Below are 16,288 nucleotides of genomic sequence, written 5' to 3' on the forward strand. Positions count from 1 at the left end.
CGGCGCTCAAGCGGGTGTAGTTTAATGGTAGAACATGAGCTTCCCAAGCTCAGAGCGCGGGTTCGATTCCCGTCACCCGCTCCACTATTGAGGCCCAGGTCGCAGACCTGGGCCTTCGTCGTTGTCCGGACCGCATCAGGCGTCGCGCACCCTGATCGCGTTGCCCGGGCCGGGCCCGGTGGCGAAGAATGCGCGCATGGCTGAGGGGCAGGAGTTCCGGGACGGGCTCGCGTCGCGTATTGCACGGTTCGACCGGGAGGCGGCCGCGTGGGCTGCCGAACAGGCCGAGGAAGAGCGGCAGCGGGTGCTGGCGGAGTTCCCGCTGGAGGGCTGGGGCGGGCTGTCGCTGGAGCGGTACGCGCTGGGGCCCGCGGGCCGGCAGGGCGGGTATTCCTTCTGCCGGCTGATGGAGTACGGCACCGACTTCTTCGGCAGCATCCGCGGTGGCAGCGCGGCGAAGCACATCGTGTACCAGCACAGGTCCGGCGAGTGGCGGATCGTGCCGAGCGCGCTGCACGGCCTCGACGCATACGACGCGTGGGCACAGGTGCGGAGCGAGTTCGTAGCCGCGTTCGCCGCAGCGGCGGAGGGGGCGTACGACCGCCTGGACGAGCTGGAGTCGCTGTCGTACGGCCAGGCACTGACCACCAAGGCGCTGGCCGTGTACTTCCCCGGTCGGTTTCTGCCGATCTTCTCCGCCGCGCACATCCGCCACTTCACCACGCTTCTGGGCGGCCGCGCACGCACGTACTCCTCGGGTGTGCGCACCTGGCAGGCCAACCGCGAACTCCTGCGCCTCGTGCGGGAACAGCCGGAGTTCGACGGCTGGTCGCTCCACGAGGTCATGAGCTTCCTGTACGCCTTCCACGATCCGCGTCCGCACGACCGCACGGTCTGGAAGATCGCGCCGGGAGAGCAGGCGAGCCTCTGGGACGACTGTCTGGCGAACCGCCGGATCAGGATCGCCTGGGACGAGGTCGGCAGCCTCGGCCAGTACGAGAGCGACCAGGAGCTCAAGGCCGCGCTGGACCAGCACTGGCCGCACAGCACCGGCGGAAACCTGCGGCTCGCTCGGCAGTTGCTGGCCGTCCGTGACCTGGAGCGCGGTGATCTGATCGTCGCCAACCGCGGGAAGTCGGAAGTACTGGCCGTGGGCACCGTGACCGAGGGCTACTCCTACGCCGCGGACGCCGAGACCCACCGGCACACCGTCGGCGTGGACTGGGACACCTCGTACGCCCAGCGCTTCGACTCGCCGCGGCACGCCTGGCAGCAAGCTCTCGCCAAGGTCCCCGCCACCCTGATGAGGGATATCCGGCGCGGGCGCGAAGCGGTCCTCAGCGAGGCTGCCGCCCCGGCGGACGACGTCGAGCAGGCCGAGCTTCCCGATGCGGTGCGGAAGGTGAAAGACCTCCTCGACCACAAAGGCCAGGTCGTACTCCAGGGGCCGCCCGGCACGGGTAAGACGCGCCTGGCTCTCAGCGTCGCGCTTGCCCTGGCGGGGCGGGCGGACCGTATCGAAGCCGCGCCGGGTGAACGGGCCGCTGCACTCGCGGAGCTGTCCCGCGTACCCGAAGACGCCGATGCTGCCCGGCTCACCATGGTGACCTTCCACCCGTCCTACGGTTACGAGGACTTCGTCGAGGGCTTCAAGCCGGATACGGCGCATACGGGCGCCGGGCTCCACCTGGAGATGAAGGACGGCCTGTTCTGGCGGGTCTGCGCAGCGGCCAAGGAAGCGCCCGACGACACCTTCCTGATCGTCATAGACGAGATCAACCGCGGCGACCTGCCGCGCATCCTCGGCGAACTGATCACTCTGCTGGAGCTCGACAAGCGGGGGTCGGTCTCCATCACCCTGCCCACCAGCGGGCGGCGGCTCACCGTGCCGCCCAACGTCCGCATCATCGGCACCATGAACTCCGCCGACCGCAGTGTGGGGCACATCGACTCCGCGATCCGGCGCCGCTTCGCGTTCGTCCACGTGCCACCGGACGTGGACGCCCTGGACGGCGAAGTCGGAGGGCTCGGGCTGGCTTCCTTCCTGGAGGGGCTGAACGGACGGCTCGACGAGCACTTCGGTCCCGACCACCTGATCGGCCAGGCGTATCTCCTCGCCGACGACCGGCCGCTCGACACCGCCGAACAGCTCTCCCTCGCCTTCCACCACGAGATCGTTCCGCTGGTGGCGGAGTACTGCCAGGGCCGGCCCGGGCTGCTCGGAAGCGTGCTGGGCAAGCTGGTGGACGGCCGGACCGGTCGGGTCGTGCAGACCAACCCGCAGGACCTGCCCGGCATGCTGGCGGACACGTTCGTGGCCGCCGGGGTCACGGGCGAGGACGGCGCGGTCGGCTGGGACGGGGAGTAGCCGGATGCCGGAGGAACCCGTCGGACGCGAAAGGAAACTCAAGGAGTACCAGCCCGTCACCGTGCCGTTCGACCGGCTGAGCCGCGACGACCTCGACAGGCTCGACAGGCTCAAGGCCGTTCGCGTGGCCAAGGGGCACAGTGGCTACGTCATCAGGGCTCTGACGACCGCCGGGGTGCTCGAACTCAGTCAGATCCGACTCGTACTGGAACCCAAGTTCCCGATCGCGGGGGAGCGGCTGATCGACTGGCTCTGTTACGCCAACGGGCAGGGAAAGCCCGACGAGGAGTTGCGCGACTGGCCGATCGGGAAAGACGGCTACGCGGGGCTGGTCCCCGCCGCCCTGCTGCACGAGTGCCGTCTGCTGCTGCGCCGCGGGCTTCGCAGGGACTACGTACGCCGGCAGCGGGTGGACACCTCCCTGCGTGGACGGCTGGATCTGGAGGCGCAGGCAACCCGCTGTTACGGGACCGTCGACAGGCTGCACGTACAGACCTTCGAGTACGAGGACGGAGGCTGGGAGAACCTGGTGTGCGGGGCAGCCCTGACCACAGCGGCCGAGCGGTCCTGCGACCCGCAACTCGGCAGACAGCTGGCTGCCGCCGCACGGGACTTCCCCGCCCCCGCCCGGCCACTCGACGCCCTGGCTCTTCTCTCCCGGGGGCAGTACACCAGGCTCAACAGCCACTACCGGGCCGCGCACGCGTGGGCGCGCATGGTGCTCGGCGGCGGCGGGGTGACCGACCTCCTCGACCCGTACGGCTTCGGGGCGAAGGGCCTCCTGCTCAAGCTGGACGACCTGTGGGAGGCCGTGGTCCGGCGGATGGCGGTCGATGCGGCAGTCGAGGTGGGCGGCAGGAGGGCACGGTCAAAGGGCGACTACATCCGCACGAGCGGGGGCTTCGGGAAAAGGCCCCGGCCCTTTCGGCCCGACGTACTGCTGGCATTCGACCCACCGGCCGAGAAGGGCGGCGCCACGCGCTTCCTCGTCGTCGATGCGAAGTACAAGGATTACGCGAGGAAGAACGTCTCCCGTGAGGACCGTCACCAGCTGCTCACCTACATTGCCGGCTACACCGGCCCGGGGCACCAGCCCCTCGCGCTGATCGTGTATCCCGCTCCGCATGAACCGCCTGATCACGTCCTGGAGTTCAACGGTCCCCGCGGCCTCCTGGGGCGGATCAAGGTACTGGGCCTCGACACCCGCACCGACCCGGCTAGCGCGGCGGGGCCGCTGCGGGAGGCGATCGCCGAATTCGCCGGTCAGCAGTAGCCGCTTCCGGCGGTCGCTGCGCGGTGGAGGCCCTGGCCTGGGCCAGGGCCTCGTTGCTGCTGGAGTGGGTCAGTCGCGCGGGGTGTTTGCGGGGAGCTTGCGGAGTTTCAGGGTTTTTGTGGTGGTTGTGCCGAAGCCGTAGTCCAGCATTTTGGCGGCGTCGTTGTAGCGGTCCTTGCTGTTGAGGATGGTGCCGACGAGGGTCTTGTCGCCGCGGGTGGCCGCGAAGACCAGGCACTCGCCCGCCGGGGTGGTCGTGCCGGTCTTGATGCCGATGGCGCCGTCGTACGAGCCGAGCAGCCGGTTGGTGTTGTTCCAGGTGTAGTAGCGCGTGCGGCCGTTGGCGGCGGGGGCCTCGCCCTTGTACTGCTTGGTCTTGACGACCGTGCGGAAGGTGTCGTTCCGCATGGCGTGACGGGCCAGCTTCGCCAGTTCGCGCGGGGTGCTGGAGTCGGAGCCGGTGCCGTCGAAGGTGGTGAAGCCGGTGTGGGGAAGGCCGAGTTCGCCGGCCTTGGAGTTCATCTTCGCGATGAAGGACTTGGTGCGTTCGGTGCTGGTCGGGCCGGTGCCGAAGGTGTCGGCGAGTGCGTAGGCGGCGTCCGCGCCCGAGGGGAGAAGGGCGGCGTAGAGGAGTTGGCGGACGGTGACCTTGTCGCCGGTCTGGAGGTCCGCGGTGCTGGCGCCGCGCTTGGTGACGTAGTCGCGGTACTCCTGGCGTACGGGTACCTGCCGCTCCAGGTCGACGCCTTTGGTGTCGAGCACCACGGTAGCGACCATGATCTTCGCCGTGCTGGCTATGGGGCGGGCGGTGTCCGCGTCCTTGCCGAAGAGCGCGTCGCCGCTCGTGCCGTCCAGCAGGGCGGCGCCCTTGGCGGCGACGGTGGGTGCGGTTTGGGCGGGTTGGGTGGGTTGGGCGAGCCGGGCGGGCTTGGCAGCCGGCGTGGCCGCCGTGGCCTGGGCGGCCTGGGCGGCCTGGGCGGTCAGTGGGGAGAGGGCGAGGAGTACGCCACCGGTTACGGCGGCGGCGCGCGCGGTGAAGGTTCTGGTGGTCAGGGTTCTTGCGGTCAGAGTTCTGACGGCGCGGGTTCTTGCGGTCAAGGTGAAGTGCTCCGTACTTGGCGTGCAGTTGCCGGGTTGCCGGGCAGTGGCCCGTGGGGTGTGGGGAGAGCCCAGGTGTCTGTCTTGTACATGAAAATGACGGGGTTGTCTTCCTGGGTGCGTGGCCGGGCCCCAGATACCGGATCCCGGGCCCCGAATCCCGGATCCCGGGCCCCGGCCCCGGCCCCGGCCCCGGGCCCCAGGCCCCGGGCCGTCGGCAAAGTGCCTGCATAGGCTGTGGGCATGTCAGAAGACACGGGGTTGGTCAAGAGTTTGCGTGCGGCTCTCGCGGGGGCGCCGGAGGATGTGACGTTGCGGTTGCATCTGGCGGAGTTGCTATTGGTGACGGGGGAACAGGACGCGGCCGTCTCGGAGGCGGCTGTCGTGTTGCAGTACGCACCCGGGAACGCGAAGGCGCGGGACCTGATGGCACGGGCCATGGCGGCGCCCGGCCCGGCGTCGGCCGAGGCGCCGCCCGTGCAGGAGCGGTCGGCCGCCGGCGGGGCCGCAGGGTTCGACTGGCGGGCTGCCGAGGGGCAGGTCCGGGACGTGGTGCCGCCGCGGTTCGTGGAGCAGGAGGCCCCGCTGGCGGTGGACGGGAGCGGGGACCCGGGGGACGCCGACGCCTGGGAGGTGGACGCGCCCGGCACCGTACGGCTGGCGGACGTCGGCGGGATGCAGGAGGTCAAGGACCGGCTGGAGGCCGCGTTCCTCGCCCCGATGCGCAACCCCGAGCTGCGCAAGCTGTACGGCAAGAGCCTGCGCGGCGGGCTGCTGCTGTACGGGCCGCCGGGCTGCGGCAAAACGTTCATCGCCCGGGCGGTGGCCGGCGAACTGGGCGCGAGTTTCCTGTCGGTGTCGGTCAACGACGTACTCGACATGTGGATCGGCAACTCCGAGCGCAACATGCACGAGATCTTCGCCACGGCCCGCCGCCAGGCGCCCTGCGTGGTCTTCCTCGACGAGCTGGACGCGCTCGGCGGCAAGCGCAGCCGTACGCAGCACAGCGGCATGCGCAACACCGTCAACCAGCTGCTGACCGAGCTGGACGGCATCGACGCGCAGGCCAACGAGGGCGTCTTCGTGCTCGCGGCCACCAACCTGCCCTGGGACGTGGACCTCGCCCTGCGCCGACCGGGCCGCCTGGACCGCACTTTGCTCGTGCTACCGCCCGACGCGCCCGCGCGCGAGGCGATCCTGCGCTACCACCTGCGTGACCGGCCGATCGAGAACGTCGACCTGGGCAAGCTGGCGAAGGCCACGGACGGGCTCTCGGGCGCCGACCTGGCCCACGTGTGCGAGAGCGCGGCCGAGACGGCGCTGCTCGACTCGGCGCGCACCGGCACCGTACGCATGATCGGCATGAAGGACCTGCTGGGCGCGGTCAAGGCCGTGGTGCCGTCCACCGAGGCGTGGTTCTCGTCCGCGCGGAACGTGGCCATGTTCGCCAACGAGGGCGGCATGTACGACGACCTGCTCGCGTACCTGAAGAAGAAGCGGAAGCTCTGATGGAGCAGCATCCGATGGTGGCCCGGGGCGAGGTACTGGTCGACCTCGGCCGGTACGACGAGGCCGCGGCGGTGCTCGGCTCCCGGTTGCAGGAGGAGCCGGCGGACGTGTGGGCATTGCTGGAACTCACGCGCTGCCACCTCGGCGCTCAGCAGCCCGAGCAGGCAGTCGATGTGAGCGCACGCGCGCTGGAACTGGCGCCGCACGACTACGCCACCCTGCACATGCGTGCCCGCTCCCTGCGCGCAGCGCACCGGATGGAGGAGACCGGCGCGGTACTGCGCGAGGCGATACGTGTCGACCCGCTCCGCTGGACCGCCTACGGGACACTCGCCGAGATCCAGCCCTGGCTGCCCGACGGAGACCGGCAGGAAGGGGTGCGCTTCGGACTGGAGGCCGTACGGCTCGCGCCCGAGGAACCGAGGGCCTACGAGTCGCTCTACAAGGCGGCACTCATCGCCGGGGACCAGGAGCGGGCGCGGCAGACCCTCGACACGCTGCGCCGCCTGGACCCGACGAACTCGCTGGCCGTGGTCATGCAGGCGGACAGCGCCGCGAACGCCCCCGGCGTGAAGGCCGCGGCGGCGGCCGATCTGTACGCCGACGCGCTCTCCACCCTCCCCGAGTCGCAGTGGCTGCGCAGCGCGCTGGACGAGGCGACCTACCGGCTGCTCCGCGGGACCCGCTGGCTGGCGTTGCTGTGTGTGGCGGCGGCGGGCGTGATGCTCGACCTGTATCCCCAGGACGGTGAGGTGCCGCGGGAGCTGCCGGTTCCGCTCGGCAACCGGCTGTGGGCGCTCGTGCCGATGGCGGCGCTCTGGGGGTTCGGCGCGCTGCTCCGGTACCGCCGGCTGCGTACCGGCGTACAGCTGAACGTGCGGTCCCTGGTGCGCCGTGGCCGCTGGGCCCGCATCGTGCTGGCCCAGGGGGCCTGGGCGATGCTCTGCGCCCTGTCGATCTCGCAGGTGCCGTGGACGGAACGGACGGTTCCGCAGGTGCTGTTCTGGGCCGGGCTGCTGCCGACGCTGGCCACGGTCTGGTTCGACCGGGGGAAGCGGCGGTGAAAGGGCGGCGGTGAAAGGGCGGCGGTGAAAGGGCGGCGGTGAGAGGGCGGCTGTGAAAGGGCGGCTGTGAAAGGGCGGCTGTAGGTGGTCGACTTCGTGAAGTACGGCGGTGATTTGCCGTGTACTGCCGTACTTCACCGCATTGTCCCGGGCTTGTCAGTGGCAGCGGGTAAGGTCCGAACGGTAGCGGCGCCATGTGCGGGGACGGCGTCACGAACGGCTGCCGCGGGGGAGGCCATGATGCGCGTCGTTCTCGGAGAGGACCTGTTCCTCCTGCGGGAGGGCATGGAGCACCTGCTGTCGGCCCACGGCTGCACGGTGGTCGCTTCCGTCGGCAGCGCGCCCGAGCTGCTGCGCGCCCTGCTCGACGAGCGCCCCGACGTGGCCATCGTGGACGTACGGCTGCCGCCGACGTTCACCGACGAAGGCATCCAGGTCGCCCTGGAGGCGCGCCGCCGGGTTCCCGGGCTGCCGGTGCTGGTGCTGTCGCAGTACGTCGAGCAGCTGTACGCCCGTGAGCTGCTCGCGGACGGCGTGGGCGCGGTCGGCTACCTGCTCAAGGACCGGGTGCTCAACAGCGGCCAGTTCATCGAGGCGGTCCGCCGCGTCGCGGACGGCGGGACGGCCATGGACCCCAAGGTCATAGAGAAGCTGCTGCGCAACGGGTCGCGGCGGGAGCCCCTGGGCCATCTGACCCAGCGCGAGCTGGAGGTGCTGGGCCTGATGGCCGAGGGCAAGTCCAACGCCGCCATCGCCGAGTCCCTGTTCGTCACGGACAAGGCCATCGGCAAGCACATCAACAACATTTTCAGCAAGCTCCAGTTGCTGCCGTCCAAGGACGACAACCGGCGGGTGCAGGCCGTCTTGAAGTACCTGAACAACGACGCTTCCCGGACCGGCGCGCCGCCTCCGGGGCCACCCGGTGCGCTTGCCACTGCCTGAACTCGCCACTGCACGACCTCGCCACCGTCTGACCTCGCCACTGTCTGGCCTCGGCGCGGTCACGCACGCGGCGGCGGGGGGAGTTTTCCCCCGCGGAGGTAGGTCTAGCACCACTGATTTCCGGGCCAGGGCGCCGGATTATGAATACCGCGATACCGCGTCACCGCGATACCGCACGACGCCAGGAAAACCCTGCACCAGCACAGACACGGAGACGACTCAGATGACCGAGGATTCGAGCAGCGGTGTTTTGAACAGCGGCGTGCAGAGCGCGCGCCAGGGACGCAACTGGTTCGTGGCCGGCTGGCTGGCCATGGGCCGCGGGCTGGCCATGTTCTTCCTCGGGCTGGTGGCCGTCTTCCTCGCCTGGTTCGTCCTCGCCGGGATGTCGCTGGCGCTCCTCGGCTTCGGCCTCTTCCTCGTGCCGGGCATCGTCGCGGCCCTGCGCTGGTCCGCCAACACCCAGCGGCGCCTGACCGGCGCCACCGGCGTGCCGATCGCCGAGCCGTACCGGCCCGCGCCTCGTACGGAAGGCGGCTGGAAGGGCGCCTGGCGCAGGTGCGAGGCGATCCTCACGGACAGCGCGACCTGGCGCGACCTGCTGTGGGCCCAGTGCGCCGTCACCGTCACCGGCCTCTTGGCGCTGGTGCCGTTCGCGATGCTCGCCCACGGGCTCTTCGGCATGGTGCTGCCGTTCGTCTGGCAGCCGGTGACCGATGCCTGGGACGGCACCTGGTACCTGTTCGTGCCCGTCCGCAGCCAGGCCACCGCCTGGGCCGCCGGCGGCCTCGGGCTGGCCGAGATACCCGTCGGCCTGCTGATCGCCCCGTACGTGCTGCGCCTGCACGCCCGCATCACCCGCTCCCTGCTGGCGCCCACCGCCAAGGCCGAGATGGGGCTGCGCGTCGAGCACCTGGCCCGTACCCGTACGGACGTTGTGGACTCCTCCGCCGCCGAGATCCGCCGCATCGAGCGTGACCTGCACGACGGGGCACAGGCCCGGCTGCTCGCCATGGGCATGAAGCTCGGTGCCGCCGAAGCGCTCCTGGACGAGAACCCGGAAGCCGTCCGCGCGCTGCTGGCCGAGACGCGCGACGCGTCGGTACGCGCTCTGGAGGAGCTGCGCGACCTGGTGCGCGGCATTCACCCGCCGGTGCTCGCCGACCGCGGCCTCGTGGACGCCGTCCGCTCGCTCGCACTGGAGAGCCGCCTCCAGGTCGAGGTGACCGCCAACCTGCCGTCCCGGCCGGAGCCCGCGGTGGAGTCCGCCGCCTACTTCGCCGTCTGCGAGCTGCTGGCCAACGCGACCAAGCACTCCGGGGCGGGCCGCGTGCTGATCGACATCCAGTACCGGGCCAGCTCCCTGGCCGTGAGCGTCACCGACGACGGCAACGGCGGCGCGCAGATGGAGGCCGGCAGCGGCCTGCTCGGCATACAGCGGCGGCTGGCCGCCTTCGACGGCTTCCTCGGGATCAGCAGCCCGGTCGGCGGGCCCACCGTGGCCAGCCTCCAGGTTCCGTGCGCGCTGACGGTCATGCCCTGACGCCGGCACCGAACAAAGCGTTTGCGGAACCACAACGCCTCGTTGTCCCCTGAGTTGACCTGCTCATCGTTGATACCTGAGTTGACCTGCTCACCGTTATTACCTGAGTTGGCCTGCTCGTTCGCTGAGTTCAGCTTCGGCGACCTACTACCCGAGTTCACCCGCAACCGACCGGACCGGTGTTATTCGTGGCCACGCACGACCCCTTAGTCCGCCCCGCCACCAGGGAAGACCTTCCCAGGGCCCTGCGCACGCTGCAACGCGCCTTCGCCGACTATCCCTTCACCCGTCACACCATCGCGGCCGATGACCATCTCGGCCGCCTGTACCGCTTCAACGAGTTGTTCGTCTCCCGTGTCGGCCTCGACTGCGGCAAGGTGTGGGTGGCCGATGACGGGGACGCCGTGGCCGTATGGACCACCCCCGAAACCGTGGGTGCGGTCGACGTGTTCGCGGAGATCGGGCCGCGGTTCGCGGAGATATCCGGGGACCGCGCCGAGGCCGCGGCGCAGGCCGAGGCCGCCATGCGCCCGCACCGTCCCACCGGGCCCGTGTGGTTCCTCGGCTCGGTCGGCGTCGACCCCGGGCGGCAGGGCGGCGGCCTGGGCGGCGCGGTGATCCGTCCGGGGCTCGAAGCCGCCGAACGGGCGGGCGTGCCCGCCTTCCTGGAGACCTCCGACGAGCGCAACGTGCGCTTCTACGAGCACCTCGGTTTCACGGTGACTGCCGACTACCCGCTGCCGGGCGGAGGTCCCCGTACCTGGGCCATGACCCGCCGCCCGGGCGCGGGTGCTTGACCGTTCCCGCAGTGTGCCGAATGGGGCGGCGGTCCGGGCCGGAATGCCCGCGCGAGCAAAAGCGTTCATGAGGCATCGACTTGGACCACCGGAGGCCGCACGCATGCCGCAGACGACGGACCAGCGCGCCGGGGAACCGGCGCCCACCGCCGCGCATCCCCTGCCCGACCCCACCGAACCGTCCCGTAACGACTCGACGGGGGCCCGGCGGACCGCGCACGGCGCCGTCGTTCCCGTCCTCGCCTTCTCCGGCATCGTCGTCGCCGTCATGCAGACGATGCTCGTACCCGTCATCAAGGACCTGCCGGTCCTCCTGGGTACGGCGCCGAGCAACGCCACCTGGGTCATGACGGCAACCCTGCTCACCGGCGCCGTCGCCACGCCCATCATGGGCCGCCTCGGCGACCTCTACGGCAAGCGCCGGATGCTCCTGGCGAGCCTCGCCTTCATGGTCGTCGGCTCTCTCATCTGCGGCTTCACGGTTGACATGACCACGATGTTGGTGGGCAGGGCGCTCCAGGGCTTCGCCATGGGCGCCATCCCGCTCGGCATCGGCATCATGCGCGACGAACTGCCCCGCGAACGGCTCGGCTCCGCCATGGCGCTGATGAGTTCCTCGATCGGCGTCGGCGGCGGCCTCGCCCTGCCGGCCGCCTCCCTGGTGGCCCAGCAGACCGACTGGCACGCGCTGTTCTTCGGCGCGGCGGGCCTGGGCATCCTGGCCATGCTGCTCAGCGTCGCCCTCGTCCCGGAGACCTCCGTACGCGCCACCGGCCGGTTCGACGTGCTCGGCGCCATCGGGCTCACCGGCGGCCTGGTCTGCCTGCTGCTTCCCATCACCAAGGGCAGCGACTGGGGATGGGGTTCGCCCACCACCCTCGGCCTGTTCGGCGGCGCGGTCGCGCTGCTCGTCCTGTGGGGCGTCTACGAACTGCGCACCCCCGCGCCGCTGGTGGACCTGCGCACCACCGCGCGCCGCGAGGTCCTGCTCACCAACCTCACGTCCATCATGGTCGGCGTCGCCTTCTACGCGATCTCGCTGGTCCTGCCGCAGCTCCTCCAGCTCCCCGCCGCCACCGGCTACGGCCTGGGCCAGTCCATGGTGGTGGCGGGCCTGTGCGTGGCCCCGCTCGGCCTGACGATGATGCTCATCTCGCCTGTGTACGCGCGAATATCCGCGCGCCGCGGCCCCAAGGCCACCCTGATGCTGGGCATGCTGGTCATCGCGGTCGGGTACGCCTCGGGCCTGGGCCTGATGAGCGCGGCCTGGCAGACGGTGATCACCTCGGTCGTCGTCGGCGCGGGCATCGGCCTGGCGTACTCGTCCCTGCCCGCCCTGATCGTCGGCGCCGTCGACCCGTCGGAGACCAGCGCCGCCAACGGCCTCAACACACTGATGCGCTCGATCGGCACGTCCGTGTCGAGCGCGGTGATCGGCATGGTGCTGGCCCACCTGTCCGCCCCGGCGGGCGGCGCAACGGTGCCCACTATGGCCGGGTTCCGGGTCTCGTTCCTCATCGCCACCGGGGCGGTCGCCCTCGGCCTGCTCTTGGCGGCGTTCCTGCCGTCCCAGCGCCCGGCGTCCCGGCCGCGGCTGCTCGCCCGCGGCGATACGGAGACCGCCTTCGAGCAGGTCACCCCGGACGAGGCGGACGGGAACGGGAACGGGAACGGGAACGGGGACGGGGATGGGAACGGGAACGGGGATAGGGACGGGAACGGGGATAGGGACGGCACCGGTCGGGCAGATCCGGCCGCGCGGGGCCGGGTACCGGGAGCCACCACTCCCGGCCACGCCACACAGGCGGCCGGCGCCGACGCCACCACGTCAGCGCCCGCCCTCGACAACGTCACTCCGCCCGGCTCGTACCGTCTGTACGGCACCCTGCTCGGGGGAACCGACGGCGCTCCGCTCGACGGCGGCTGCGTCGTCCTCACCGATGCCCGTGGCGACGTCCTGGCCACCACGACGGCCGGCCTCGAAGGCGACTGGGAACTGGCCGGGCTTCCCCCGGCCGACGTCACCTTGGTCCTGAGCGCCGCGGACCACCGTCCGCAGGCACGTTCCCTCACGCTCTCCGGTGCCACTCCCGCACGCCAGGATGCCCGGCTCGCTCCGGCCACCGCGCTCCGCGGCACCGTACGCGACCCGCACGGACGCCCGCTGCCGGACGCCGCCGTCACTCTCCTGGAACGGGACGGATCACTGTCCGCCCAAACCCTCACCGGCCCGGACGGCACCTTCGCCTTCACCGGTCTCGCGAGTGGCGACTACACCGTGACGGCCGCCGGCTACCCGCCGCGCGCCGACCGGGTCACACTCGCCACCGGTGACCGGGAGCGCCGTCTCGACCTGCACCTCGTCCACGAGGCCGCCGGGCGGCAACAGCCGTCTGCCGGTTGAGCCCTGAGCACCGGTACCGCGGTGCGGGATCAGGCGGGGCACAGCTCGCGCTCGGGCCGCCGGGCGGCCGGCAGCACGGCGGCGGCGCGGGCCGCGGGCACCGCGGCGACGCGGGCCGGCGGCTCACTCACCGGGCCGGCGTACGGCGCGGGGCGCGGGGCGGAGTACGGCGTGTCGAAGGCGTCGCCGAGCACGCTGCGGGAGCTGGGCGCCGCACCGTGCGCCTCGGCGCGGATGCGCTGCTTCATCGTCGGCGGCAGGGTCCGCCCGAACGGCATCCGGGGCAGGAGGAACGCCGGCGCGGCGGGGCGGCACTCGGGGGTGGCGTGGCGGTCCGAGGTCTTACGGCGGTCCGAAGCCTTACGGCGCCCCGGTGCCTTGCAGCGGCTCGGTGTTCTGCGGCGAGCCGGTGCCGTACGGCGTTCCGAGGCGCGGCGGTGTCCGGCGCCGGACCGGCGCCTCAAGCGCCGCCTGCCCGTGCCGCTTTCGGCGGTTTCGCAGGACCCGGGCGCGTCCGGGCCAGGCGGTGATGCCGCCGTGTCCCGTTCGGTACCGGTCCCGGCGGCGGCGACGGCCGCCGCGCCGTTGAGCGTGTCCTCGGCCGTGGCGGCGGCCGGGATGGAGGCAGTGGCGGGGGTGCGGAACCCCAGTGCGGCGAGGAGCCGCACGATGAGAACGGCGAAAGCCGTCCAGAGCTTCGTGACCTTGGTGGCGGCCATGATCCCTCTCTTTTCTGCTCGGTACTGCGGTACTTCTGTGGTGGCCCTGCGGTGGTACCGCGGTCGTCGGGGGCGGCGGCGCGGTGGCGTGGCCACGACCTACCGGTGACGCTTTTCCCGATGACCGATTTGCGTACTTTCCTCATGATGGGAAAGCGCCTCGGGAACACGAGGACCCACGGCCGCGATTCGCCGTTCTTCTGATGAACACCACACGGTCGGCCCAACCGGGTGGACGCGGGGATCAGCGGGCCGGTCCGCCCCGAGCGGTCGGCGTTGCCCTGGCGGCGGCCGGGACGCCGTCTCCTGGTCATCCGGGGTTCACCGGGGGCTGGTGGGCTTCGCTGCGTCGGCACCCGGCCGTCGTACGAAGAGGAGAACCCATGCGAAGACTGCGCCTGTCCCGTCGCAGCGTCATCACCAGCGCCGCCGTGGTGCTCGCCACCGCGGCCGCCGTGCCCGCGGGGGCCGCCGCGTTCGGCTCCGAGGACCAGGCGGCGCGGGCGGTCAAGGGTGGTGCGGCCAAGAACGTCATCCTGCTGATCGGTGACGGCATGGGCGACTCCGAGATCACCCTCGCGCGGGACTACACCGTGGGGGCCGCGGGCCGGCTGAACATGGACAAGTTTCCGCTGACCGGCTCGTACACGACGTACGCCGTCGACAAGAACAAGAAGCCGGACTACGTCACGGACTCCGCGGCCAGCGGCAGCGGCTGGGCCACCGGCCACAAGACGGTCAACGGCCGGATATCCAAGACGCCGGACACCGACAAGGCGCTGCCGACCATCCTTGAGCTGGCGCAGAAGAACGGTTACGCCACCGGCTCCGTCACCACCGCCGAGCTGACCGACGCCACCCCGGCCGTACTCGCCTCGCACGCCACCGACCGCAGCTGCCAGGGCCCCGCCGACATGGCCAAGTGCCCCACCGACAAGATCAGCAAGGGCGGTCCGGGGTCGATCGCCGAGCAGAGCGTCAACCACAAGGTGGACGTCCTCCTCGGCGGCGGCAAGCAGCGCTTCGACCAGAAGATCACCGACGGTCCGTACAAGGGCATGACGGTGGCCGAGCAGGCGCGCAAGCTGGGCTACCAGGTCGTCACGGACCGGGACGGCCTCCAGCGCGTCCGCAGTGTCGCGGGCGGCAAGCCGGTGCTGGGCCTCTTCGCGCCGGGCAACGTGCCCGTGGAGTGGACCGGCAAGCCGGCCGCGGTCGGCGGCACCGACCCGCAGCGTTGCACGACCGCCAACCCGAAGCGCCCCAAGGGCACGCCGGAGCTGGACGAGCAGGCGGCCAAGGCGATCCAGCTGCTGGAGAAGAAGCAGAAGTCGCAGCGTGGCCACGGCCGGGACAAGGGCTTCTTCCTCCAGGTCGAGGGCGCCTCGATCGACAAGCAGGACCACGCGGCCGACCCCTGCGGGCAGATCGGTGAGACCGCGGCGTTCGACCGCGCGGTGAAGGTGGCCAGGGACTACGCCGCCAAGCACCCCGACACGCTCGTCGTCACCACCGCCGACCACGGCCACTCCAGCCAGATCGTGCCGCTGGAGGCCAACCCGCCCGGCCTCTCCTCCACCCTGGTCACCGACGAGGGCGGCAAGCTGAAGGTCAACTACTCGACCAACACGCCGGGCCAGTCGCAGGAGCACACCGGTACGCAGGTACGGATCGCCGCGCAGGGCCCGCAGGCGTACCGCGTGCTCGGTGTCACCGACCAGACGCAGCTGTTCACGACGATCCGCACCGCGCTGCGGCTGCGGTAACGGGTCAGGTAACGGGTCAGGTGACGGATCAGGCGACGGGTCAGGTGACGCGCCTGACCGCCTGAATCGCCCGAGGGGGGACTTCGGGGGACGGGGGAAACGAAGGGCCGGGGCTGCTGCCCCGGCCCTTCGCGCATGTCGGGGGGTGGGTGGGCCGCATGTCGTGGGGCGCGGGCCATATGCCCTCGCGCACCCTCGCGCACCTAACTTCTACAAGCCTGTAGATTTTGCTTGCGCGTTACTCGGCCTACAGCACGCGGCCAGCGGCGACGCGCGACACCCCCACGGGAACGACAAGGAGAACCCCATGGCTCTGTGGGACCGGATCAAGGATTCCGCCCAGACGATGCAGACCCAGCTCACCGCCAAGAAGAACGAGCTCAAGAGCGGCGCCTTCCGGGACGCGAGCATGGCGATGTGCGCGCTCGTCGCGGCCGCCGACGGGTCTGTGGACCCCTCCGAGCGGCAGCGGGTGGCACAGCTCATCGCCACCAACGAGGTGCTGCAGAACTTCTCCGCCGACGACCTGCGCCGGCGCTTCGACGCCTACCTGGACAAGCTGACCGCCGACTTCGACTTCGGCAAGGTCGGGATCATGCAGGAGATCGGCAAGGTGAAGAAGAAGCCGGTCGAGGCGCGGGCCGTCATCCAGATCGGCATCGTCATCGGCGGCGCCGACGGCGACTTCGACAAGACCGAGCAGGCCGTGGTGCGCGAGGTCTGCTACGCGCTGGACATCCCGCCGGCCGAGTTCGACCTCTGAGGCGAGGCCGGGCAGGCGAGGCCCGGCAGGCGAGATCCGGCA

General features: G+C 71.0%; 12 protein-coding genes and 1 tRNA gene. 11 read left to right on the top strand and 2 right to left on the bottom strand.

Features of this window, described 5'->3' with window-relative positions:
• The first annotated feature begins 10 nt into the window (after positions 1–10).
• The 3 genes from ACH4OW_RS06255 to ACH4OW_RS06265 all read left to right on the top strand — a co-directional run bounded on the left by ACH4OW_RS06255 (position 11) and on the right by ACH4OW_RS06265 (position 3,641).
• A tRNA-Gly gene (locus ACH4OW_RS06255) sits at positions 11–84 on the top strand.
• Positions 85–196: 112 nt separating this feature from the next.
• On the top strand, positions 197–2,368 hold the full coding sequence (locus ACH4OW_RS06260) for an McrB family protein (protein WP_398025374.1): 2,172 nt from the start codon (positions 197–199) through the stop codon (positions 2,366–2,368).
• A 4-nt stretch (positions 2,369–2,372) separates the two neighbouring features.
• On the top strand, positions 2,373–3,641 hold the full coding sequence (locus tag ACH4OW_RS06265; RefSeq protein WP_398025376.1) for a PE-PGRS family protein: 1,269 nt from the start codon (positions 2,373–2,375) through the stop codon (positions 3,639–3,641).
• A 69-nt stretch (positions 3,642–3,710) separates the two neighbouring features.
• Here the strand turns inward: ACH4OW_RS06265 and ACH4OW_RS06270 are convergent, their stop codons facing one another.
• A complete protein-coding gene (locus ACH4OW_RS06270; RefSeq protein ID WP_398025981.1) occupies positions 3,711–4,694 on the bottom strand; it encodes a D-alanyl-D-alanine carboxypeptidase family protein in 984 nt (327 codons plus the stop codon).
• Positions 4,695–4,982: 288 nt separating this feature from the next.
• Between ACH4OW_RS06270 and ACH4OW_RS06275 the strand changes: the two genes are divergently transcribed.
• The 6 genes from ACH4OW_RS06275 (at position 4,983) to ACH4OW_RS06300 (ending at position 12,998) form a co-directional block, all read left to right on the top strand.
• Positions 4,983–6,248, top strand: coding sequence for an ATP-binding protein (locus ACH4OW_RS06275; RefSeq protein ID WP_398025379.1), 1,266 nt, complete (start codon positions 4,983–4,985; stop codon positions 6,246–6,248).
• The gene (locus ACH4OW_RS06280) at positions 6,248–7,312 is read left to right on the top strand and encodes a tetratricopeptide repeat protein (RefSeq protein WP_398025381.1); all 1,065 of its coding nucleotides are present in this window, start codon (positions 6,248–6,250) and stop codon (positions 7,310–7,312) included. The genes ACH4OW_RS06275 and ACH4OW_RS06280 overlap by 1 nt, the downstream gene beginning before the upstream one ends.
• 240 nt (positions 7,313–7,552) lie before the next feature.
• Entirely contained in the window at positions 7,553–8,254 is a 702-nt protein-coding gene (locus ACH4OW_RS06285) for a response regulator transcription factor (RefSeq protein WP_360138631.1), read from the top strand.
• Positions 8,255–8,477: 223 nt separating this feature from the next.
• Positions 8,478–9,797 carry a sensor histidine kinase gene (locus ACH4OW_RS06290; protein ID WP_398025383.1) on the top strand — a complete coding sequence of 440 codons (1,320 nt, stop codon included), beginning with the start codon at positions 8,478–8,480 and terminating at the stop codon, positions 9,795–9,797.
• Positions 9,798–9,985: 188 nt separating this feature from the next.
• Entirely contained in the window at positions 9,986–10,594 is a 609-nt protein-coding gene (locus tag ACH4OW_RS06295) for a GNAT family N-acetyltransferase (protein ID WP_398025385.1), read from the top strand.
• 103 nt (positions 10,595–10,697) lie between these two features.
• Positions 10,698–12,998 carry an MFS transporter gene (locus ACH4OW_RS06300; protein WP_398025387.1) on the top strand — a complete coding sequence of 767 codons (2,301 nt, stop codon included), beginning with the start codon at positions 10,698–10,700 and terminating at the stop codon, positions 12,996–12,998.
• Between the two features lie 29 nt (positions 12,999–13,027).
• On the opposite strand, the gene ACH4OW_RS06305 is transcribed toward ACH4OW_RS06300, so the two are convergent.
• Positions 13,028–13,717: a DUF6344 domain-containing protein gene (locus ACH4OW_RS06305; RefSeq protein ID WP_398025389.1), complete on the bottom strand. Its 690-nt coding sequence runs from the start codon at positions 13,715–13,717 to the stop codon at positions 13,028–13,030.
• A gap of 383 nt (positions 13,718–14,100) precedes the next feature.
• On the opposite strand from ACH4OW_RS06305, the gene ACH4OW_RS06310 reads away from it, so the two are divergent.
• Together ACH4OW_RS06310 and ACH4OW_RS06315 are read left to right on the top strand one after the other, a co-directional pair.
• A complete protein-coding gene (locus tag ACH4OW_RS06310; RefSeq protein WP_398025392.1) occupies positions 14,101–15,483 on the top strand; it encodes an alkaline phosphatase in 1,383 nt (460 codons plus the stop codon).
• Between the two features lie 307 nt (positions 15,484–15,790).
• The gene (locus tag ACH4OW_RS06315) at positions 15,791–16,246 is read left to right on the top strand and encodes a TerB family tellurite resistance protein (protein ID WP_360138601.1); all 456 of its coding nucleotides are present in this window, start codon (positions 15,791–15,793) and stop codon (positions 16,244–16,246) included.
• Positions 16,247–16,288 lie beyond the last annotated feature (42 nt).

This window comes from Streptomyces sp. NPDC017056 (assembly GCF_044332485.1).
Taxonomy (GTDB): Bacteria; Actinomycetota; Actinomycetes; order Streptomycetales; family Streptomycetaceae; genus Streptomyces.